The sequence below is a fragment of the Glutamicibacter sp. PAEs-4 genome, from assembly GCF_051161755.1.
GTDB classification, from domain to species: Bacteria; Actinomycetota; Actinomycetes; order Actinomycetales; family Micrococcaceae; genus Glutamicibacter; species Glutamicibacter nicotianae.
In genome coordinates, this window is the sequence record NZ_CP195017.1 from 2,767,556 (window position 1) to 2,785,930 (window position 18,375).

General features: G+C 63.4%; 18 protein-coding genes. 11 read left to right on the forward strand and 7 right to left on the reverse strand.

The genetic code is table 11. From position 1 onward, the window contains the following. The first annotated feature begins 58 nt into the window (after positions 1 to 58). Both ACR9WD_RS13050 and ACR9WD_RS13055 read left to right on the forward strand, forming a co-directional pair. On the forward strand, positions 59 to 598 hold the full coding sequence (locus tag ACR9WD_RS13050; protein WP_434922182.1) for a DUF1697 domain-containing protein: 540 nt from the start codon (positions 59 to 61) through the stop codon (positions 596 to 598). A 60-nt stretch (positions 599 to 658) separates the two neighbouring features. Further along, entirely contained in the window at positions 659 to 1,315 is a 657-nt protein-coding gene (locus tag ACR9WD_RS13055; RefSeq protein WP_434922183.1) for a trimeric intracellular cation channel family protein, read from the forward strand. Here ACR9WD_RS13055 and ACR9WD_RS13060 read toward each other — a convergent pair. Beyond that, on the reverse strand, positions 1,312 to 2,568 hold the full coding sequence (locus ACR9WD_RS13060; RefSeq protein WP_121867269.1) for an MFS transporter: 1,257 nt from the start codon (positions 2,566 to 2,568) through the stop codon (positions 1,312 to 1,314). The two genes, ACR9WD_RS13055 and ACR9WD_RS13060, sit on opposite strands and share 4 nt — an antisense overlap. A 17-nt stretch (positions 2,569 to 2,585) precedes the next feature. Then, positions 2,586 to 3,140 carry a TetR/AcrR family transcriptional regulator gene (locus ACR9WD_RS13065; protein WP_038991629.1) on the reverse strand — a complete coding sequence of 185 codons (555 nt, stop codon included), beginning with the start codon at positions 3,138 to 3,140 and terminating at the stop codon, positions 2,586 to 2,588. Between the two features lie 134 nt (positions 3,141 to 3,274). Here ACR9WD_RS13065 and ACR9WD_RS13070 point away from each other — a divergent pair, with 134 nt between their 5' ends. The 3 genes from ACR9WD_RS13070 (at position 3,275) to ACR9WD_RS13080 (ending at position 6,408) form a co-directional block, all read left to right on the forward strand. After that, positions 3,275 to 4,792 carry an MFS transporter gene (locus ACR9WD_RS13070; protein WP_038991628.1) on the forward strand — a complete coding sequence of 506 codons (1,518 nt, stop codon included), beginning with the start codon at positions 3,275 to 3,277 and terminating at the stop codon, positions 4,790 to 4,792. Positions 4,793 to 5,084: 292 nt separating this feature from the next. After that, the gene (locus tag ACR9WD_RS13075) at positions 5,085 to 5,288 is read left to right on the forward strand and encodes a cold-shock protein (protein WP_013349999.1); all 204 of its coding nucleotides are present in this window, start codon (positions 5,085 to 5,087) and stop codon (positions 5,286 to 5,288) included. A 127-nt stretch (positions 5,289 to 5,415) separates the two neighbouring features. Then, a complete protein-coding gene (locus ACR9WD_RS13080; protein WP_141359012.1) occupies positions 5,416 to 6,408 on the forward strand; it encodes an LLM class flavin-dependent oxidoreductase in 993 nt (330 codons plus the stop codon). Here ACR9WD_RS13080 and ACR9WD_RS13085 read toward each other — a convergent pair. Both ACR9WD_RS13085 and ACR9WD_RS13090 read right to left on the reverse strand, forming a co-directional pair. Continuing rightward, positions 6,395 to 6,874 carry a hypothetical protein gene (locus ACR9WD_RS13085; RefSeq protein WP_434922184.1) on the reverse strand — a complete coding sequence of 160 codons (480 nt, stop codon included), beginning with the start codon at positions 6,872 to 6,874 and terminating at the stop codon, positions 6,395 to 6,397. The two genes, ACR9WD_RS13080 and ACR9WD_RS13085, sit on opposite strands and share 14 nt — an antisense overlap. Before the next feature lie 21 nt (positions 6,875 to 6,895). Then, positions 6,896 to 8,140 (reverse strand): MFS transporter, encoded by a 1,245-nt coding sequence (locus tag ACR9WD_RS13090; RefSeq protein WP_434923211.1) that lies wholly within the window; start codon positions 8,138 to 8,140, stop codon positions 6,896 to 6,898. 239 nt (positions 8,141 to 8,379) lie between these two features. Here ACR9WD_RS13090 and ACR9WD_RS13095 point away from each other — a divergent pair, with 239 nt between their 5' ends. The 4 genes from ACR9WD_RS13095 (at position 8,380) to ACR9WD_RS13110 (ending at position 11,328) form a co-directional block, all read left to right on the forward strand. After that, positions 8,380 to 8,853 (forward strand): Lrp/AsnC family transcriptional regulator, encoded by a 474-nt coding sequence (locus tag ACR9WD_RS13095; protein ID WP_174520626.1) that lies wholly within the window; start codon positions 8,380 to 8,382, stop codon positions 8,851 to 8,853. Between the two features lie 135 nt (positions 8,854 to 8,988). Next, positions 8,989 to 9,252, forward strand: coding sequence for a hypothetical protein (locus ACR9WD_RS13100; protein ID WP_285673967.1), 264 nt, complete (start codon positions 8,989 to 8,991; stop codon positions 9,250 to 9,252). A gap of 46 nt (positions 9,253 to 9,298) precedes the next feature. Continuing rightward, positions 9,299 to 10,204: a LysR family transcriptional regulator gene (locus ACR9WD_RS13105; RefSeq protein ID WP_038991624.1), complete on the forward strand. Its 906-nt coding sequence runs from the start codon at positions 9,299 to 9,301 to the stop codon at positions 10,202 to 10,204. Between the two features lie 59 nt (positions 10,205 to 10,263). Continuing rightward, on the forward strand, positions 10,264 to 11,328 hold the full coding sequence (locus ACR9WD_RS13110) for an enoyl-CoA hydratase/isomerase family protein (protein WP_285673969.1): 1,065 nt from the start codon (positions 10,264 to 10,266) through the stop codon (positions 11,326 to 11,328). Here ACR9WD_RS13110 and ACR9WD_RS13115 read toward each other — a convergent pair. The 3 genes from ACR9WD_RS13115 to ACR9WD_RS13125 form a co-directional block, all read right to left on the reverse strand. Continuing rightward, a complete protein-coding gene (locus ACR9WD_RS13115) occupies positions 11,325 to 13,088 on the reverse strand; it encodes an FMN-binding glutamate synthase family protein (RefSeq protein ID WP_434923212.1) in 1,764 nt (587 codons plus the stop codon). The two genes, ACR9WD_RS13110 and ACR9WD_RS13115, sit on opposite strands and share 4 nt — an antisense overlap. A 62-nt stretch (positions 13,089 to 13,150) precedes the next feature. Beyond that, positions 13,151 to 14,911, reverse strand: a complete 1,761-nt coding sequence (locus ACR9WD_RS13120; RefSeq protein WP_434922185.1) for an amino acid ABC transporter ATP-binding/permease protein — start codon at positions 14,909 to 14,911, stop codon at positions 13,151 to 13,153. Then, positions 14,911 to 16,650 carry an ABC transporter ATP-binding protein/permease gene (locus ACR9WD_RS13125; protein WP_434922186.1) on the reverse strand — a complete coding sequence of 580 codons (1,740 nt, stop codon included), beginning with the start codon at positions 16,648 to 16,650 and terminating at the stop codon, positions 14,911 to 14,913. The genes ACR9WD_RS13120 and ACR9WD_RS13125 overlap by 1 nt, the downstream gene beginning before the upstream one ends. 119 nt (positions 16,651 to 16,769) lie before the next feature. Between ACR9WD_RS13125 and ACR9WD_RS13130 the strand changes: the two genes are divergently transcribed. Further along, the gene (locus ACR9WD_RS13130; RefSeq protein ID WP_038991620.1) at positions 16,770 to 17,756 is read left to right on the forward strand and encodes an acyl-CoA thioesterase; all 987 of its coding nucleotides are present in this window, start codon (positions 16,770 to 16,772) and stop codon (positions 17,754 to 17,756) included. After that, positions 17,753 to 18,361, forward strand: coding sequence for a phosphoribosylanthranilate isomerase (locus ACR9WD_RS13135; protein ID WP_121867276.1), 609 nt, complete (start codon positions 17,753 to 17,755; stop codon positions 18,359 to 18,361). The genes ACR9WD_RS13130 and ACR9WD_RS13135 overlap by 4 nt, the downstream gene beginning before the upstream one ends. Positions 18,362 to 18,375 lie beyond the last annotated feature (14 nt).

The window sequence follows — 18,375 nt, forward strand, 5'->3', positions numbered from 1 at the left end:
TCTTTGCGATTCATCACGACCCTCGACAAGCATCAATTCGGTGCGCTTGGATTGATCCATGACGAGATATGCAGTTTTCCTGCGTGGTGTGAACGTCGGCGGGGTCAAAGTCCTGATGAAAGACCTGGTCCATCTGCTAGAAGATGCTGGTTTCACCGACGTGAAAACACTATTGGCCAGTGGCAATGCCGTGCTCAGCGCACGCACCGATGACCCGCTGGCCGTCAAGGAAAAATGCGATGCGGTCCTGGCCGAGCACTACCAGCGACCGATTCCCACGATTGTCTGCACCGTCAAGGAGGTCCAGCGGCTGTCCCAGCCTTTCCCGCTGCCCCTGCCTGAACCGGCCAGCGAGCACCACGGGTATTTCACGCTCTGCGAATCAGCTGCGGATGCCCAGGCGTTGGGCGCTGCCATCCAGGACCTGGCTGAGCCCGCAACCCATCTGATCCAGGACCGTGCCGTGGCATGGATTGTCCGCAAGGGGCAGAGCACCACGAATCCCATCGGGAAGCTCATGGACGCCCAGGCGAAGCACCGGCTGGTGACGACCCGGAACCACAACACCCTGGTCAAGGTCGCAAAGATTCTTGGCTGAGATCTCCGGTGAGCAATAATTGAGCCTTGTCCCCCTGATTGACCTGCAAAAGACTCCGGAATGTACATCCTGATCGAACTCATTGGCATCTTCTTCTTCGCCGTCGCGGGTTCCTTGATGGCTGCGCGCCGCGGCTTCGACCTGCTCGGCTCGGCCTTCCTCGGCGGAGTCTGCGGCTTGGGCGGCGGAGTGGTGCGGGATTTGATTCTCAATCAATCACCAGCGACGTTCGAGCACCCGGTCTACTTTGTGCCTCCGGTGCTCGCTGCCCTTTGCGTTTATGCATTTACCCCCGCGGTGCAGAAGCTGCACCGGCTGGTCCAGCTCTTCGATGCGGCAGGATTGGGCCTATTCTGCGTCACCGGTACGCTCAAGGCCCTTGAAAACGACTTCAATCCGGTCACCGCGGTCCTGCTCGGTGTCATCACCAGCGTGGGCGGCGGCTTGATGCGCGATGTCATCTCCAATGTGACCCCGGATTTGTTCAACCCGCGCGACATCTATGCGCTGGCCGCAATGGTGGGTGCGGCGCTTACCGCCGTGGCATGGCATCTGGGTGTGATGAACGTTCCCGTCGGTGCGGGCATTGCCACCTTGGCGTTTGCCATCCGCGTCGCGTCCATCCGCTTCAGCTGGTCGGTGCCGTTGGCCGCGGGCCATTGGCATCGATCCCATCCCGCGCCTGGGAGCAACGATGGCCCCCAGCGCCACTACTAGTCGATGCGCTCGAGCTTGCCCAGCTCTTCGGTGCCTGGCGAATCGTCTTCGATGGTGCGCGGAGGGTTGATGATGATCGCACCGATCAGCATCACCACGACGCAGCCGCCCAGCATGGAGAAGGCGGCTCCCCACGAATCGGTGGCCTTCTGCACCACGCCGAAGAGCATCGGAACCACCGCAGCGCCTGCATAGCCCAGGCCCTGGGCGAAACCGGAGAGCACTCCCGAGCCGTAGGTGGTGCGCGAGCGCAGATTCATCATCAGCAAGGCGACGGCAAAGGTGCCCTGCCCGAGCCCGGCCAGGCAGATCCACAGCGCGGTGTTCTGCGTTGGCGACAGGTAGATGCCCAGGTGCCCGGAGATCCAGCAGGCGGTGAAGACCAGCACTGCAATGATCGGGTGCTTCAGGCGTGGCACCCAGAGCGGGACCAGGAGGCTGACCGGCAGGCCGAGGATGGCGAAGAGCGCGAGCATGTTGCCGGCGGCCAGTTCGTCCAGGCCGCGGTCCTGCAGGTACGGCGGAAGCCAGGTGAAGTAGACGTAGGTCTGTGCCGAGTTTCCGGCCAGGAAAATTGCCAGGCCCCATGCCACCTTGGACTTCCAGGGGTTGATCTTGGCGATCGGCTGCGCGATCCCGCTGGGGTGCACCGGGTTATCCGGGCGTTGCGTCCCGCGGTCGGCGACGAGCTGCACCAGCCAGGGCACCAGGACGATGCCAGACAGGGCGGCCCAGGAGCCGATGGACACCTTCCAGTCGCTGAGGTTGGCCAGCGGGACAGAGAACTGCGGGGCCATCCAGGTGCCGACGGCCAGCATCGTGACATAGCCGCTGGTGACCATGCCGATGCGGTCCGGGAAGTACTTCTTGACCAATGGCGGCAGCACCACGTTGCCCATGCCGTAGCCGGCCAAGGTGATGATCGACAGGGCGAGGAAGGAGTAGACCTCGGGCATGAAGACCCGGGCGACCTGGCCGATGACTGCCAATGCCAGCGAGATCATCAGGGTTTTTTCCAGACCGAACGCCTTGATCAGCCGCGGGGTGAGCAACCCGAAGACCGCGAACGCAATGGGTGCGAGCATGGCCAGCAGGCCGGTGGTGAACTCCGTGAATTCGATGTCCGACTCAATGCGGGAGAGCAGTGGGGATACGGAGACCACTGCGGCGCGGAGCGAGAGCGCCAGCAGCAGGATGCCAAGCAGCGCTCCAACTCGTCCTCTGATTGGAGAAGCAACGCTCTGGTTCTTCATTGTTTTCTACCTGCTCGCTATTCGTTGAGGTTTCCCAACTTTTTTATTTTCGAAACCAACTCTAGTAAGCGATCGAGCTCACCATCAAAATTGCGCTCGTACCAAGTCCCGGGCAGGGCGAGGTTTGCGTAGAGCCCCTCGCCGGCAAGCATCACCAGATGCGCGATGTCCTTGCTGCCGACTTCATCCAGAATGCACCGGTACCACCGCTCATTGGTGCTCTCGATTTTCTCCGTCGCCGCCTTGACCCCGGCCTGGGCCAGGCGCTGCAGGGCCACCAGATGCCGGTCCAGTTCGGTATCGACTTCCGCGCTGGTGCGCACGTAATAAACCGACGCGCCCTCCGCCGCGGTGCGCATCGACTCTGCATCCCGGGCAACATGCTCCTCCGCGGCTTCGATGACTGCGTCGGCCAAGGCTTCCTTGGAGGCGAAGTGGTACAGCAGCCCTCCCTTGGAGACTCCAGCGCGTGCGGCCGTGGCGTCCAGCGTGGCAGCCCGCTCCCCTTCTTCGCACAATAGTGCGATGTAGGCGTCAAGCACTTTGCCGCGGGCAGCGGGTGGGCGAGCCATAGTTCTCCTTTTCCAGGGCATAGTTCGTGATCGATCTGACTTTACCAACAATTGTAACTATACCGTCTAGACGGTACAGTTATTAATTGCGGCAGAGAACCGCGCATTCCACTTCCTACCCAAGGGCGAACGTCATGACCTCGAATATCTCCGAACGCGCACTCATGCTCAGCAAGCCGCGCCGTTGGGCGGCGCTGGTTGTCCTGCTGTTCCCCGTCCTGCTGATTTCCGTCGACAACACCGTGCTTTCCTTCGCGGTGCCGGCAATCACCGAAGCGCTGTCCCCAACCGGAAACCAGCTGCTGTGGATCATCGACATCTACCCGCTGATCCTGGCCGGATTGCTGGTGCCGATGGGTTCGCTGGGCGACCGCATCGGCCGGCGCAAGCTGCTGCTGATCGGCGCTACCGGCTTCGCGCTGGTCTCGGCACTGGCAGCCTTCGCCACGGACGCCACACAGCTGGTCGCAGCCCGCGCCCTGCTGGGCATCTTCGGCGCCATGCTGATGCCGGCCACGCTGTCGCTGATCCGAAACATCTTCCCGGATGATGTTGAACGCCGCACCGCCATTGCGGTCTGGGCGGCTGCATTCTCCGGCGGCGCAGTGCTGGGCCCAATTGTCGGCGGCGTGCTGCTGGAGCACTTCTGGTGGGGCTCGGTCTTCCTGATGGCCGTGCCAATGCTGCTTCCCCTGCTGATCGGCGGCATGATCCTTGTTCCCGAATCCAAGGACCCGAACCCTGGCCGTGTGGATCCATTCTCGATCCTGCTGGTCGTCTTCACCCTGCTGCCTTTCGTTTACGCGATCAAGACCGCGGTCAGCGCGCCGTGGTACTTCTCAGCCGCGGCCATCGTCCTCGCCATTGTGTGCGGCGTTGCTTTCGTGCGCCGCCAGCTCAAGTCCCAGCAGCCGATGCTCGATGTCCGCCTATTCAGCAACGCGCTGTTCTCGGGCGCGCTGATGGTCAACCTGATCGGCATCTTCTCGCTGGTGGGCTTCATCTACTTCGTCTCCCAGCATCTGCAGCTCATTGCAGGGTTCTCCCCGCTCCAGGCCGGGCTCTGGATGACACCCGGCCTGGTGCTGACCATGGGCTTCGGATTGCTCTCGGTGGCACTGTCCCGCCGTTTCGGCACGCCGAATGTCATGGCCATTGGCCTGATCCTCTCCGCGGTCGCCTACCTCATGGTGATCATGGCAGGAGAAGGCTCCAACACCTTCCTGCTGCTGGCCGCATTCGCTGTCCTGGGCACGGGCATCGGCATGACCGAGACCTTGTCCAATGACATGGTGCTCGCCGCGGTTCCAGCCTCCAAGGCCGGCGCGGCCTCGGCCATCTCGGAAACCGCCTACGAGGTGGGATCGGTGCTGGGTGTCGCGGTACTGGGAACCATCTTGAATACCGTCTATACCTCTCGGCTGCTGGTTCCAGGCTCGCTCACCGACACCCAGGCGCAGCTGGCAGGTGAGACATTGGGTGGTGCACATCAGGTGGCCGCTTCGCTGCAGCCTGCCGACGCGCAAGCCCTGCTGGACGCCGCCGCGCTGGCCTTCGACCACGGCGTGGTGCTCACCTCAGGCATTGCCGCCGTCTTGTCGCTGATCGCCGCCGCAGTGGTGTTCCGCGTTATCAAACCGGCATTTCGATGAACTCGGCGAACCAGTTACCCAAATTTTTGATTAATTGGTTCAAAGTTGTTCATTTGTCGCCAGCAAACACGTAGGCTAGGCAATGTAGTTCCAAAGTAATTCGCGAAGTACCCGTTAGAAGTTTGTGAATGTCTTACCACCTCGGTTGACGCGAGCCCCTTCTAGACGTGAAGTGAATGACTTGGCTGCTTCGCATCATTCGTCATCCTTCCCGGATGCCGAACGGTGCGTAGATTACAACCAAGCTCGCCAGCTAAACGGCGAGAAACGTCTGAAAGGACCAAATAAGAATATGGCAACCGGAATCGTCAAGTGGTTCAACGCTGAAAAGGGCTTCGGCTTCATCGCTCCAGACAGCGGCGATCCAGACGTCTTCGCACATTTCTCCGCAATCCAGACCCAGGGCTTCCGCACCCTGGACGAGGGCCAGAAGGTGGAGTTCGAAGTCGTTGAGGGTCCAAAGGGTCTGCAGGCTGCAGACATTCGCGCTCTCTAAAGCAGGGCTTTGGCACTTACGCCAGACTTAGCCCAGGAAACGGCTATCCGCACAGCGGGTAGCCGTTTCCTGCGTCTGCGGCAGTAATTGCAGGAATACTTCCTAGCTATCGGCGGTTGTACCGGATGTGAAGCTTTCTATTCTGGATCTGGCACCGGTTGCACCCGGGTCAACGATTTCCGATTCTTTCAAGTCCTCCGTCCGACTGGCGCAAACCGCAGAACGCCATGGGTATGAACGCGTCTGGTACGCGGAACATCACAATATGCCCACCATCGCTTCCAGCGCGACCTCGCTGCTGATCAGCCACATTGCCCACCACACCGAAACCATCCGGCTGGGCTCGGGCGGCATCATGCTGCCGAACCACTCCCCGCTGGTGATCGCCGAGCAGTTCGGCACGCTGGCCGAAATCTACGGCGACCGCATCGACCTGGGCTTGGGCCGCGCCCCGGGAACCGACATGACCACCTTGCGCGCCTTGCGCCGTGATCCCTCGGCTGCAGATTCCTTCCCGCATGACGTGCTGGAACTGCAGGCTTACCTGGCTGGCGATTCCCGGGTTCCCACCGTGGCGGCAACCCCGGGTGCAGGGACCAACGTCCCGCTGTACATTTTGGGATCCTCGCTTTTCGGCGCAAAGCTCGCAGCCCAGCTGGGCCTTCCATATTCCTTCGCTTCGCATTTCGCACCTGCGGCGCTGCATGAGGCAATCCGCATCTACCGCGACGAATTCACCCCATCAGAGCAGCTGGCTGAACCGTATGTCATTGCCGGAGTAGGCGTACTGGCTGCGGAAACTGCCGAGCGCGCGCATGAACTGCTGGAAGTTGCCCAGCGCCATCGGGTCGCCAGCTTCATCGGACGCTCGGCGAAGAAGGAGTTCACCGAAGCGGAGATCGATATGCTCATGGATACTCCGCAGGCGCAGCAGATCCTGGACATGATGCGCTACACGGCAGTGGGCACCGGGGAGCAGGTAGCTGAGTACTTGCGCCACTTCGCTTCGGCAGCGCAGGCGGATGAGCTCATCACCATCCATTACCCCACCGAGGAGCAGGCCCGGCTGGATTCGGTGATGATTACCGCCGAGGCCTGCCAGCTGGCTATCGCCCAGTAATTCCGATCCAGCGCTTTGCTGCCATCACCAGCAGCGCAATCAGGGCGAGGGTCAAGCAGAGCTCGACGCCTATATAGGCATAGTGCCATAGCGATCCGCCATCGGAGTTTCCAGCAAGTACCGCATCGGTACGCGCCGAAAGTCCAGGGCGGATCGCTGCGGTTTTAAGCAGCAGCATCAGTCCGACCAGCCCTATGCCCCAACTCCATGCCTTGCCGGTACCACGCTTGAGCGAACCGGCCAGCAGGGCGATGAAGAACAGGATCTCGACCATGTTCATGGCGAAAAAGACCCGGCGGCCAATGCCCAAACCCAAGGGAATGGTAATCCCGGGTGCGGTGAATTTAAGTGGCGCCTCAATGAACGAGATGCCGATAATCAGCCCGAGCCACAGTGCAGGAATGTAGATCCGTGCGACTACAGCCCACTTGGCGCCCGTGGAGGGGGTCTGCAGAGAACTAGTCATGCCTCCACAGTACGCCGGATCCTAGCTTGCTCGGCGCAGTCCCATCCATGCCCAGAGCGTGAGCGCAGCGGCCACCGCGGAGCAGAAGAGGGAGAAGACCAAGATGCTTTGCTGCTGTCCGAAGGCTCCCACGGCCCAGCCCAGCGCGATGACCGGAACAGCGCTGCCAAGGTAGGTCACCAGGTAGATGGTGGACACCGTCTGGGCGTGCTGCTGGTCGCTGACCGCATCAACAGCGGAGGCGAATGCGGTGCGGAAAGCAATGCCCTGGCCCAGGCCAAGGAGCACCAAGGCAGCGATCGCCCAGGCCAGCTGGCGATGCTCGGCGGCCACCGCCAACCCTACGGTGGAGGTCGCCATCAGCCCCAGTCCAATCGGCAGGAGCCTCTTCCCGCCACGCACCACCAGCTGCGACAGGGCGGAGATGCCCAAGGGCAGGCCGGCGATCAGGCCAATGGCCAACAGCGACTCCAAGCCGAAGGCACCGGCAAAATAGCCCGGGGCCAACGACAGCACGAACCCGAAGATGGCAAAGCTCAAGAAGCCGACCAGGGCAGCGAGCCAGAATTGCTCCCGCGCCGAGCTGGGGATGCCCAAGCGGCGTGGGGCCAGTGCTTTGCTCCGCTGACCGCGTTCGGCCAGTGCGATTGCGGGACGTGCCTGCAGGGTGCTCAAGGGAATCAAGACCAGCAGCAGCAAGAATGCCTGCACCACGAACACTGTGTGGCGTCCACCGGGCAGATCCGCTAGCGCGCCGCCGAGAACCGGACCGAAGGCGACACCTCCAGAAGATGCCAGCAACGTGAAGCGCGAGGCCCACTCTGGCCGGGATGGAAGCAGCTCGCGAAGCGCTGCTGCGCTGGCGCCGGTAGCCAAGGCGACCCCGGTGCCCTGCAGACCACGGCCAAGGCACAGTTCCAGCAGATTGCTGGCCGAAGCGAACACGAGCGTACCGGCGATCGAGACGACGACTGCTACCACCAGAGCTGCACGGCGGCCGATATGATCCGACCAGTGCCCCACCGTGGAAAGGAAGACCATCAGCGAACAGACATAGCTTGCGAAGGCCACTGTGGTTCCCATGGCGCCCAGGTGCAATTCGGCCTGCAGCGCCGGGTATAACGGTGTGGCCAGGTTGGCCCCGACCAGCAGCAGGAAGCTGACTGCCACGGTGATCACCAGCCGGGCGGTGAGCCCCGGGTTCCAGGAGATGACGCGATGGTTCATGGGCTGCATGCGCAGCTCGCTGATGACCGACAAATTCACTCCCAGAATCAAAGTAGCCACTACCAATTGGGCAAGAAAGGTGCCCGGAAGAGTTTTTACCGGTGGGGCCACTCGCTGCCCCACCGGTGAGTTGAGCGTTCTGCTTGCGTTTGTCTACTGCAACAGACCGTTCAATCACTAATATCCGCTCACCAGAAGCAACCAGGGATATTTCTTGCTAGAATTTGAGCAGTTTGTTCAAAAATTTGGCCACGTAGTTGACCCGGAGTGAGCATATAGTGCGATTAGATGATGTAGACCTGAAAGTGCTGCTCGCGCTGATCAAGGATCCCCGCATCCAGATCTCTGAACTCGCAGATGAGGTCGGTGTTGCGCGCAACACAGCGCAGTCGCGCTTGCGCCGGTTGCAGCGTGCCGAAATCCTGCGTGATGGCGGCCGCGACATCGATTTGAGCAAGCTCGGCTACGACGTCCTGGCCTTCGTGACCCTGGAAGTGAACCACCGCGACCTGGATTCGGTCATCACCGCACTGCGCCAGATCCCCAACGTGCTCGAAATCCATGAGACCTCCGGACGCGGCGATGTCTGGGTGCGGCTCATCGCCACCGACACCCACCAGCTGCAATCGGCGTTGCGCCAGATCCTGCGCATCAAGGGGGTCACCCGTTCGGAAACAACCTTCGCGCTCCATACGCATTTGGCCTACCGCGCCGCTCCCCTGCTGGAGCATTATGCGGAACATGACCACTAGGAAGTCATTCACTTTCCACTGCAGAAAACAAGTCTTTCGTTTCGAGTATTCGGGTCCTACTCTGGGAATACGAGAAGTCACGAGGTAAATCCCCGGCTTCCGGCGGATCCCTCGTATTCGACGAAGGAGTACGCAATGAGCAAGGATTTCGACACCACAGAATTTGCGCCCGAATACGGCAACGATATCTACGAACCGGATGACGGACGGGATTCCCAGGCTTACGAGGGCTCCAGCGACATGCCCGAGACGATGCGCAATCTCGACCCGCTGGCACAACGCCACTACCTCTATGACGATGATCTGGAAACCGAGGATGATCTGGACAACGAATTCGCCTCAGAAGATGACGAGGGCGAGGAAAGTTCGGAGCTCGTTGATCTGGAGGATGAACTCTAGTCCGCGGGCTAAGCAAATCTTGGGCTAAAGGCCATAGACTTTAGAAGTGATTAATCCAGTTCATCTGCGCACATTGCTCGAAGTGGTGGCGCATCGTTCCTTTGCCACGGCCGCAACCCGCTTGGGCTACACGGCCAGCGCTGTCTCCCAGCAGATGACAGCATTGGAGCGGAGCACCGGAACCACGCTGTTCCTGCGCGGCGCACGCTCCATTACCCCGACGCCCGGCGCGCTGCGCATGGTGCGCCACGCCAAACGAGTCCTGACCGACCTCGACGCGCTCATGGCGGACGTCGCCACGATCTCCACCGAAGCTACCGACCTTGAGGAAATCAAGCTTGGCATCTTCCCGTCGCTGGCCACCTACGCACTGCCGCAAATTCTCAAGGCCCCGGATTGGTCCTCCCTGGGCATCAACCTGCGCCTGTGGATCGGCGAACCCCAGCAGACTGTCGCGGGCCTTGGTACCGGCGGCGACCTCGACCTCGCACTGATCTTCCAGGTGGGCCCCGGAGGGCTGTCCTGGCCGGCATCCCTTGAACGCACCTGGCTGGGCGATGACCAGTTCCGCGTGGTCATCCCGGCATCCTGGCCCATCGCCGAAGACTCCCAGCTGACCGTGGACCAATTGGCCGAATGGCCATGGATCTTCCACCACCCGGGCACCTCGGACGCCACCCTGATTTCCCGCTTGTTCTCGTCCTACAACATCCACCCGCAGGTGGCCGCCTACTGCGATGACTTCAATGCGTCGCTGAGCCTGGTGTCCTCGGGTCTGGGAGCCGCATTGGTCCCCGATCTGGCCATGGCCAACGCTCCGGAAGGCATCCGCATTGTGGATGCACCAGAGATCCGCCTGGCCCGCTCCATCTTCGCGCTGAAGCCGGAGAATTCGAAGAAGCCGAAGGCAGCCCTGGTCTTGGACCGGCTCGCCCAGGTCCTCTCCCGCTAATTCATTGCGCCGCGGCCCCAGCGATGGCCGCCTGAGTCCCAAGAAAGAGGAATTCCCCGGTGGAGAACCCAAGCCCTGCAATTTCCAGTGACAGCGTGGTCATCGCGGCCGTGCATGGCCCCATCGGCCACATCCAGCTGAACCGCGCCAGCAAGCTCAACGCACTGACCCTTCAGATGCTCACCGAGCTGAGCCGGGTGCTGCGCGCCTGGGCCGCGGACCCGGCGATTTCCCTGGTACTGCTCACCGGCCGCGGCGAACGCGCCTTCTGCGCCGGCGGGGACATTGCCGATTTCCATGCAGCGGTCACCACCGGACGGCACCAGGATTTTGTCGATCTGCTCTCCACCGAATTCGAGCTCGACTATCTGATCTCCGCCTACCCCAAGCCGCTGATCAGCCTGGCCCACGGCATCACCATGGGCGGAGGCATCGGGTTGGCCTCGCACGCACCGGTGCGCCTGGTGACCCCGAACGCCGCCATGGGAATGCCCGAAGCGAAGATCGGCTACACCCCTGATGTGGGCGGCAGCCACCTGCTGGCCAACGCCCCAGGACACTTCGGCGAGTACTACGCCATGAGCGCGCAGTCCTTCACCGGAGCAGATGCAGTGCTTCTCGGTTTCGCCGACGTCGTGGTCACCGAGGAATTCGCCGCGAACATCCTCGATGAGCTCGAGGAGTTCGCCGGGCTGAATGCCGGCGAGATCGCGGCGGCCATCGAGGTCATGCACGGAGCCCCGGAGTCCTTCGCACTGGAGATGGATCGCGGCTGGATCGACCATGCTTTCAGCGCCGGCTCCCCGCAGGAAGTCATCGAGCGCTTGGGGCAGATGGTCCATCCCGCGGCGCAGCGCGCGGCGCAGCTGCTGGCGGCGAACTGCCCCACCAGCATGGCCAGCGCGTTCTACAACGTGCGTGCCGCCCGTGCTGAGCAGGACCTGCGTTCGGCATTGGACCGCGAACTGCGCTCGGCCCGCTACCTGATGCACCGCCCGGATCTTGCCGAGGGCATCCGCGCCCAGGTCATTGACAAGGACCGCAATCCCACATGGATTCCGGCTTCGCTGGACGACGTCGACCACGCGGCCTTGCGGTCCCTGGCTGCTGGTTCCGAAGACTAGCTATCGGCCCCGGGCTTGCCCTCGGGCCGGGTGACATCTGCATGCACCGGGCGCACCTTTGCTGATTCCCTCGGCTCGATGCGCGGCGCGCTCACCGCATCTTCTGGTTCGTGGACCGTCGACGGGGTGATGTCCACGCTCCTGGGTGCCGCATAGTCCAGCGGCGCATGCTCGCCGAAGTGGTCCGCATCCGCCTCATCCCAATCCTCCTTCCAGGAACTTGGAATGTCCTCTAGCAGCTCGCCGGGACGCAGCCACTGGAACAGCGAAGCGTAGGAGCGGGTGGACTGCAGGTTCACCCGGCGGCGCAGCATCCTGGTGTTCAGCTGCTCCGGGCTGGTCAGCCCCATCGATGCTATGATCTGCGCGCATTCGGTGACGGTCAGGCGATGGTAGTTGTAGACGCGGTGCCCCTTGTCCTCCACATCCAGTGCGCGCATCAGTCGCTTGTTCTGCGTAGCCACGCCAACCGGGCAGTGGTTGGTGTGGCATTGCTGGGCTTGGATGCAGCCGGTGGCCATCATCATGGAGCGTGCCGAGATGGTGAAGTCCGCCCCCTGGATCAGCCGCTTGATGATGTCCGAGCCGTTGGCGACCTTGCCCGCGGCGGCGAGGCGGATTTCATCGCGCAATCCGGCACCCACCAGGGTGTTGTGCACCAGCATCAAGCCTTCGGTCAGCGGCGCGCCGACATGGTCTTCGTATTCCAGTGGGGCGGCGCCGGTGCCGCCCTCGGCACCGTCGATGGTGATGAAATCCACCAGGATTCCGGTTTCCAGCATGCCCTTGCACAAGGCCATGACGTCGGTGCGGGAACCGACGCAGAACTTGATCCCCACCGGCTTGCCGCCACTCAGTTCCCGGAGCTTCGCCACGAAATGCATCAATTCGCGCGGGGTGGAGAATTCTGCGTGGCTGGCGGGCGAAATGCAGTCCACGCCCATGGGGACATCGCGGGCCGCGGAGATCTCTTCGGTGACCTTGGCAGCTGGCAGCACGCCACCGAGCCCGGGCTTGGCGCCCTGCGAGAGCTTGATGGTGATGCCCTTGACGTTCTCGTGGTTCGCCTTGGCCGCAAAGGTTTCAGGGTTGAAACGGCCTTCCGGGGTGCGGCAACCGAAGTAGCCCGAACCGATTTCCCAGAACAGGTCGGCACCGTATTCCAGGTGGTATTTGGTCAGCCCGCCCTCGCCGGTTTCGTGGACGAACTCGCCCATCGCCGCTCCCTTGTTCATGGCCAGCACGGCGTTGGCGGACAGCGAACCGAAGCTCATCGAGGAGATGTTCATCAGCGAGATCTCATAGGGCTTCGAGCATTGGCTGGAGCCCACCCGGACGCGGTGCTGCGAGGTTGCCGGAGCCACCGGGGCCGCTGAGTGCAGCAGGTATTCGTGGCCGACTTCATTGACGTTCAGCTCCGTGCCGAAGGCCTTGTGGCTATCTGCGCCCTTGGCCCGTGCATAGATCAGGGAGCGGGTATCGCGGCTGAAGGGACGTCCATCGGTATTGCGCTCGATGAAATACTGCTGGATCTCGGGGCGGATGAATTCGAAAAGGTAGCGGGCGTGCCCGACGATCGGGAAGTTGCGCAGGATCGCGTGCTTCTTCTGCCACAGGTCCCTGATGCCCAGCAGCACCAGCAAGCCGGTCAGCACGACAAGGATCCACCAGACCCATTCTCCGGAGGTGCCGGCAAGGATCGCCGTCACCACGAAGCCAGTGAATAGGACAGCCAGAAACAGGAGAACCACTATTCGCATCATATTGCGAGCCTAGTACGTCCCTTCCAGCTTGTCAGTCTCCTCAAGCCAGCGCCCATGAATCAGCTGGGCAGGACCCTGTCTGCTTCGCGCACGGACATGCGGGAGAACAAGGATTGCTCGTCGGCCAGCAGATCCTGCGCCGCACCGCGTTCGCACACCCGGCCATCGCGGAGCACCAGCACGCTTTGCGCCCGGTGCAGGATCGAGAGCCGGTGGCTGATCATCAGCACCGCCATCCCTTCGGCGCGCCGGCGCTCCACAGCATCCAGGACCAGCTGCTCGCTGCTGGCATCCAACGCGCTGGTGGATTCATCGAGGATCAGCACCGCAGGCTGGCGCAGCAGCGCCCTGGCCAGGGCCACCCGCTGCCGCTGGCCGCCGGAAAGCCGTGCAAAGCGGTCCCCCAGCCGGGTCTGCAAACCGTCCTTCTGCTTGCGCAGCCATGGCCCCATTCCCAGCTCTTCAAGGACCGCTTCCATCGCCGCGTCGCTGATCCCCTCGGCACCGAGCAGCAGGTTCTCGCGCAGCGTGCCGCGGATCATCACCGCCTCTTGGGAGACCAGGATGATCCGCTGGCGCAATTGCGCCAAGCTCGCGTCTTCCAGCTGCACGCCAGCAAAGCTCGCCATGCCTTCCGCTTCCACCGACCGCACCAGGGCGGCGGCGATCGAGGACTTGCCGGAGCCGCTCTCGCCCACCAGGGCGATCAAGGATCCCGATTCGAGGTCGAAGTCCACGCCCCGAACTGCGCGATAGCCTTCGAATTCAACACAGAGATCCGCAACACGCAAGGTGCCGGTGGCAGGCAGGGGCTCCGGGTTGGCTGTTTCATGCACCGGATGGCTTGCTGCCGCGGTGGCATGCAGCCGGCGAGCGCTGGCCAGCGAATCCTGCAGGCCCAGGATGAAGCCGTCCACGGCGCGCACCGCTTCATAGGACGGGACCAGGGCGCAGCACAGCAGGAGCAGCGTGCCGAATTCCCCGGCGGATCCCAGCAGGACAAAGAGCGTGAGCAGGCTGCCCCAGATCACCAGCTGGGTCAGCGTGGCCCGTACCGCGGTCCAGCTACCAGTCGAGCGGGCGGCCTGACTGGTCTGCTGCAGGCTGCCGCGCAGGCTCTCCATGACCGGTTTGCCGGCGTTGAAGCCGTGGATCACGTCGATGCCGGCCAGCGTGTCGGTCAGCAGCTGATTCTGGACGCCGCGGGCGGCGGCGGTGCTCCGGGCGCTGGAGCGCAGGGAGCCGACGCCGATGGCCGGGATGAGCACGCCAATGAGCACATAGCCGGCGAGCAGCACCAGGGCCGGTTCGCTGCCGAAGAGCGACCAGGTGCCCCAGGTTGCCAGGGCGCTGACTACTACGGCCGCTACGGCCGGGGGCAGGGTGTGCGCGAAGAACACCTCTACCTTGTCGATGTCGCTGGTGGCCTTGGCGAGCATCCCGCCGGAATTCTTGGTGCCGGCGGTGAACGGCGCTTGGCGTTCGAAGGCCTCGTACATGCGGTTGCGCAATCGTGCCAGCGACAGGAACGCCACCCGGTGGCCAACATACTGTTCCAGGTAGCGCAGTGCTCCCTTGGCCAGTCCCAGGACGATGACCGCGGCTGCCAGCATGCCCCAGCCGGTGCCGGCTGGCAGCAACCCGGTGTCCAGCTGCAGGGCCTTGGCCAGGCCGAGGCCGGCGATGACGTAGATTCCCAGGGACGCCAGCCGGGTGGCGCAGGCGAGCACGCAGGCCAGCAGCAGCGGCGGGAGCAGATCCCTGGTGCTGCCCAGCAGCCAGGCGACGGTCGTGAGCGTGGAGGTTTTCTGCGTATGCATTAGTTCCCCTCCCCCATTTCGGTCCGGCCGCCGGAGTGCAGGGCTTCGGCGCGGTGGCGGAATCCGTCCATTGCCTCTTTGAGATAGCCATCGGTGGCCAGCAGTTCTTCGCGGCTTCCGGCTTGGATGAGCTGTCCCTGGTCCATGACCAGCACATAGTCGTAGTCGGCGAGCAGGCCCAGACGGTGGGTGACGGTAATGACCGTGGTGCTGCGGTCCAAGCCGCGCAGAGTTCCGAGCACTTCCGCTTCGCTCTGCACATCCAGGGCGCTGGTCGGTTCATCGAGCAGCAGTATCGGTCGCTGCGCAAGCAAGGCCCGGGCGAGCGCCAGGCGTTGGGCTTGGCCGCCGGAGAGGCGTGACCCGCCCTCGCCCAGGCGTTGGTCCAATCCATCGGGTTGCCCCTCGAACCACGGTCCCAACCCGACCCGGCGCAGCGTGTGGAGCAGTTCTCCGTCGCTGGCGCCTGGCGCACCGAGCAGGAGGTTCTCGCGCAGGCTCATGCCAAAGAGCGTTGCCTGCTGTTCCACCACGGCGGTGCTGGCTTTCAGGGTTGCCGGGCCCATGGCCTGGCGGGCATCGCGGATGGTGCCGTCCGACGCTTCGAGCTGTCCCTGGAGCACGCGCAGCAGGGTCGTCTTGCCGCTGCCCGATGGCCCGATGATGGCGGTCCGCGAGCCTGCCGGGAAATGCCAGGAAATGCCGGACAGCGCCTGCTGCCCGCTGTCGTAGCTGGCGCTGACGCCGTCCAGGATCAGATCGCGGTGGCGCAGGTCCACGTCCAGCGGGTTGGCCATGGAGCGGTGCATCGGGATGCCGGCGACCTCTGCCAGCTTCTTCTCGGCGGCTTTCCCTGTCATCCCGATGTAGAAGAAGCTGCCCACGTAGTTCACCGGCGCGAGCATCAAGAAGCTCAGGATCACCAGGGACAGCGCTGCGCCCGGGGAGATCGCCCCGGAGCCGGCGCGCCACCAGGCCAGCAGGCAGGCGGTGGCGAGCAGCAGCACGGCAAAGCTTGAATCGATGACCAGCAGGATCAGCTGGTTGCGGGCCAGCAGCTTCATCACCTGCTGTCGTACCCGTTCGGTGGCCTTTTCGATGCGGGCGCCCATCCAGCGGCTGCCGCCGTTGAGCTTGAGCATGCCCAGGGAACGCAGCGCATCAAGGAAGGCCGCCGAGAGGATGCCCTGGGCTCGGCGGTATTCTCCGTTCGAGGCGCCGAAGCGCCGCTGGAAGCCCAGCACGATGACCGGAACCAGTGCGGTGGGAACCAGCATCAGCAGTGCGCTGAGCGGGTCAATGGCAAAGGCGATGAAGCACAGGATCAACACCGGGGTGGCCACCGCGGAGACGGCCGGGCCGATGAAGCTTGAACGGTACTTCACCGACCGTTCCACCGAATCCATGGCAGCATGGACCAGTTCCCCCTCGCCTGCGGCACGCACTGCCAGCGGGCCGATGGACAGATAGTGCTTGAGCAGCTTCATGCGGTGGTGCTCGGTGAGGTCTTGGCTGTTGCGCGAGATCACCACGGGAATCAAGAAAGTGGCGACGGCCATGGCCAGCAGCTCGCCGACGGCGCTGAAATACCATTGGGTGCCCAGCCGGCGATCGGACAAGAGCTCATCCAGGCCCTGGCCCACGACGATCACCAGGCCGGCGGTTCCGGCCGCGGCAATCAGGCTCAGTGCCACCACGATGGCTGTTGACGCCGAAAAAATTCCAAAGACCCTACGCACCCTCCTATCCTAGGCCAGAGCCACCCGGCAGCCTCCCGCCGCGGAATGTGCCGTCAAGGCGCGGGCCGTGAAGCGTCATACATTGCCCGTGGCCTGCGAAGTGCGCGAAACTGGAGTGCATGAGCACTCCGGAGCTGAAACAACGTCCGCATTCTGTCACCCTGCGGTTCCTTGCCGCGCCGACCGACGTCGATGTCACCGGGATCGTGGCTGCGGGCACCGTTCTCGAATGGGTCGACAAGGCCGCCTACGCCGCGGCGGTGGGGTGGTCCTCCAGCTATTGCGTCACCGCCTATGTCGGCAACATCCACTTCGAGGACCCGATCCACTCCGGCGATCTGGTGGAGGTCACCGCTTCGGTGGTGTACACCGGCACCAGCTCGATGCATATCCATACCGAGGTGTCCTTCAGCGATCCGCGCGAATTGCGGCCGGTGAAATCCAGCAGCTGCCTGGTGATCTTCGTAGCGGTGGACGAGGAGGGCAAGCCGACACCGGTTCCAACGTTCACCCCGGGCACGGCCAAGGAAATCGCCATGCGCGAGAATGCGCTGGCGCGCATCGAGATCCGCGAGCAGATTGTCGCGTCCATGAATGGCCAGGTCTACACCGATGAAGGCACCGCCGAGCGGGTTGTCCTGCGCTTTTTGGCGGCGCCGACCGATGTGAACTGGGGCGGCAAGGTGCACGGCGGCATCGTGATGAAGTGGATCGATGATGCCGCGGAGCTGTGCGCGGCCCGCTACTGCCAGCAGGAAACAGTTGCGGTGTTCTCCGGCGGGGTGCGCTTCTACCGGCCGCTGCTGATCGGCCACCTGGTGGAGGTCGAAGCCCGCCTGGTCTATACCGGCAACAAGGGCATGCACATTGCCGTGCATGTGCGTTCGGGCGATCCGAAGACCACCGACATGCAGCTGACAACCTACTGCCTGACCGTGATGGTCACGCGGGATGAAACCGGGACTGCTGTTCCGGTTAAGCCGTGGGTCCCGGTCTCCGAGGAGGACCGGCGGCTCTGGAATCACGCCCGCGACCTGCTGGCCATCCGAGCGAACGCGCCCGGCGGCTACACCCCAGTGCATCTGGCCGAGGAGAACGCCAAGTGAGCACAGATAAGCCATTCGTCAAGGTTTGCGGCCTCTCCACAGCCCAGGACGTGGCCGTTGCCGTGGCCCACGGCGCCGATGCCATCGGGTTCGTGCTGACCGAAAGCGTCCGCGAAATTCCGGTCCAGCGCGCTGCCGAACTGGTCAAGGCGGTTCCCGCAGGCATTGCCACCGTGGCAGTCTTCCGCGGCGAGGACATCGGCACGGTGCTGGAGCGGGCCGGACAGGCCGGCGTGGGCTGGGTGCAGCTGCATGGGCAGCGCACGGCCGCGGATGTGGCAGCCGCTCACGAGGCGGGGTTCAAGGTCATCCGTGCGGTACGCCGCAATGACCCCGAAGAGCAGTTCGCCGATTGGGGCGAGGAGCTGCTGCTCATCGACGCCTCGGTTCCAGGCAGCGGCGAAAGCTGGGACTATGCGGCGGTGAAGGACCTGGCCGCGGGACGCCGCTGGCTGGTGGCCGGCGGGCTGTCCGCGCAGAATGTGGCTGAAGCCTTGGCCGCCTCCGGCGCTTTCGGCGCCGATGTCTCCTCGGGCGTGGAGTCAGCTCGCGGGGTCAAGGAACCCAAGCTGATCGCCAGTTTCATCGAAGCGGCCAAGGCCTAGCCAAGCTCCCCGCG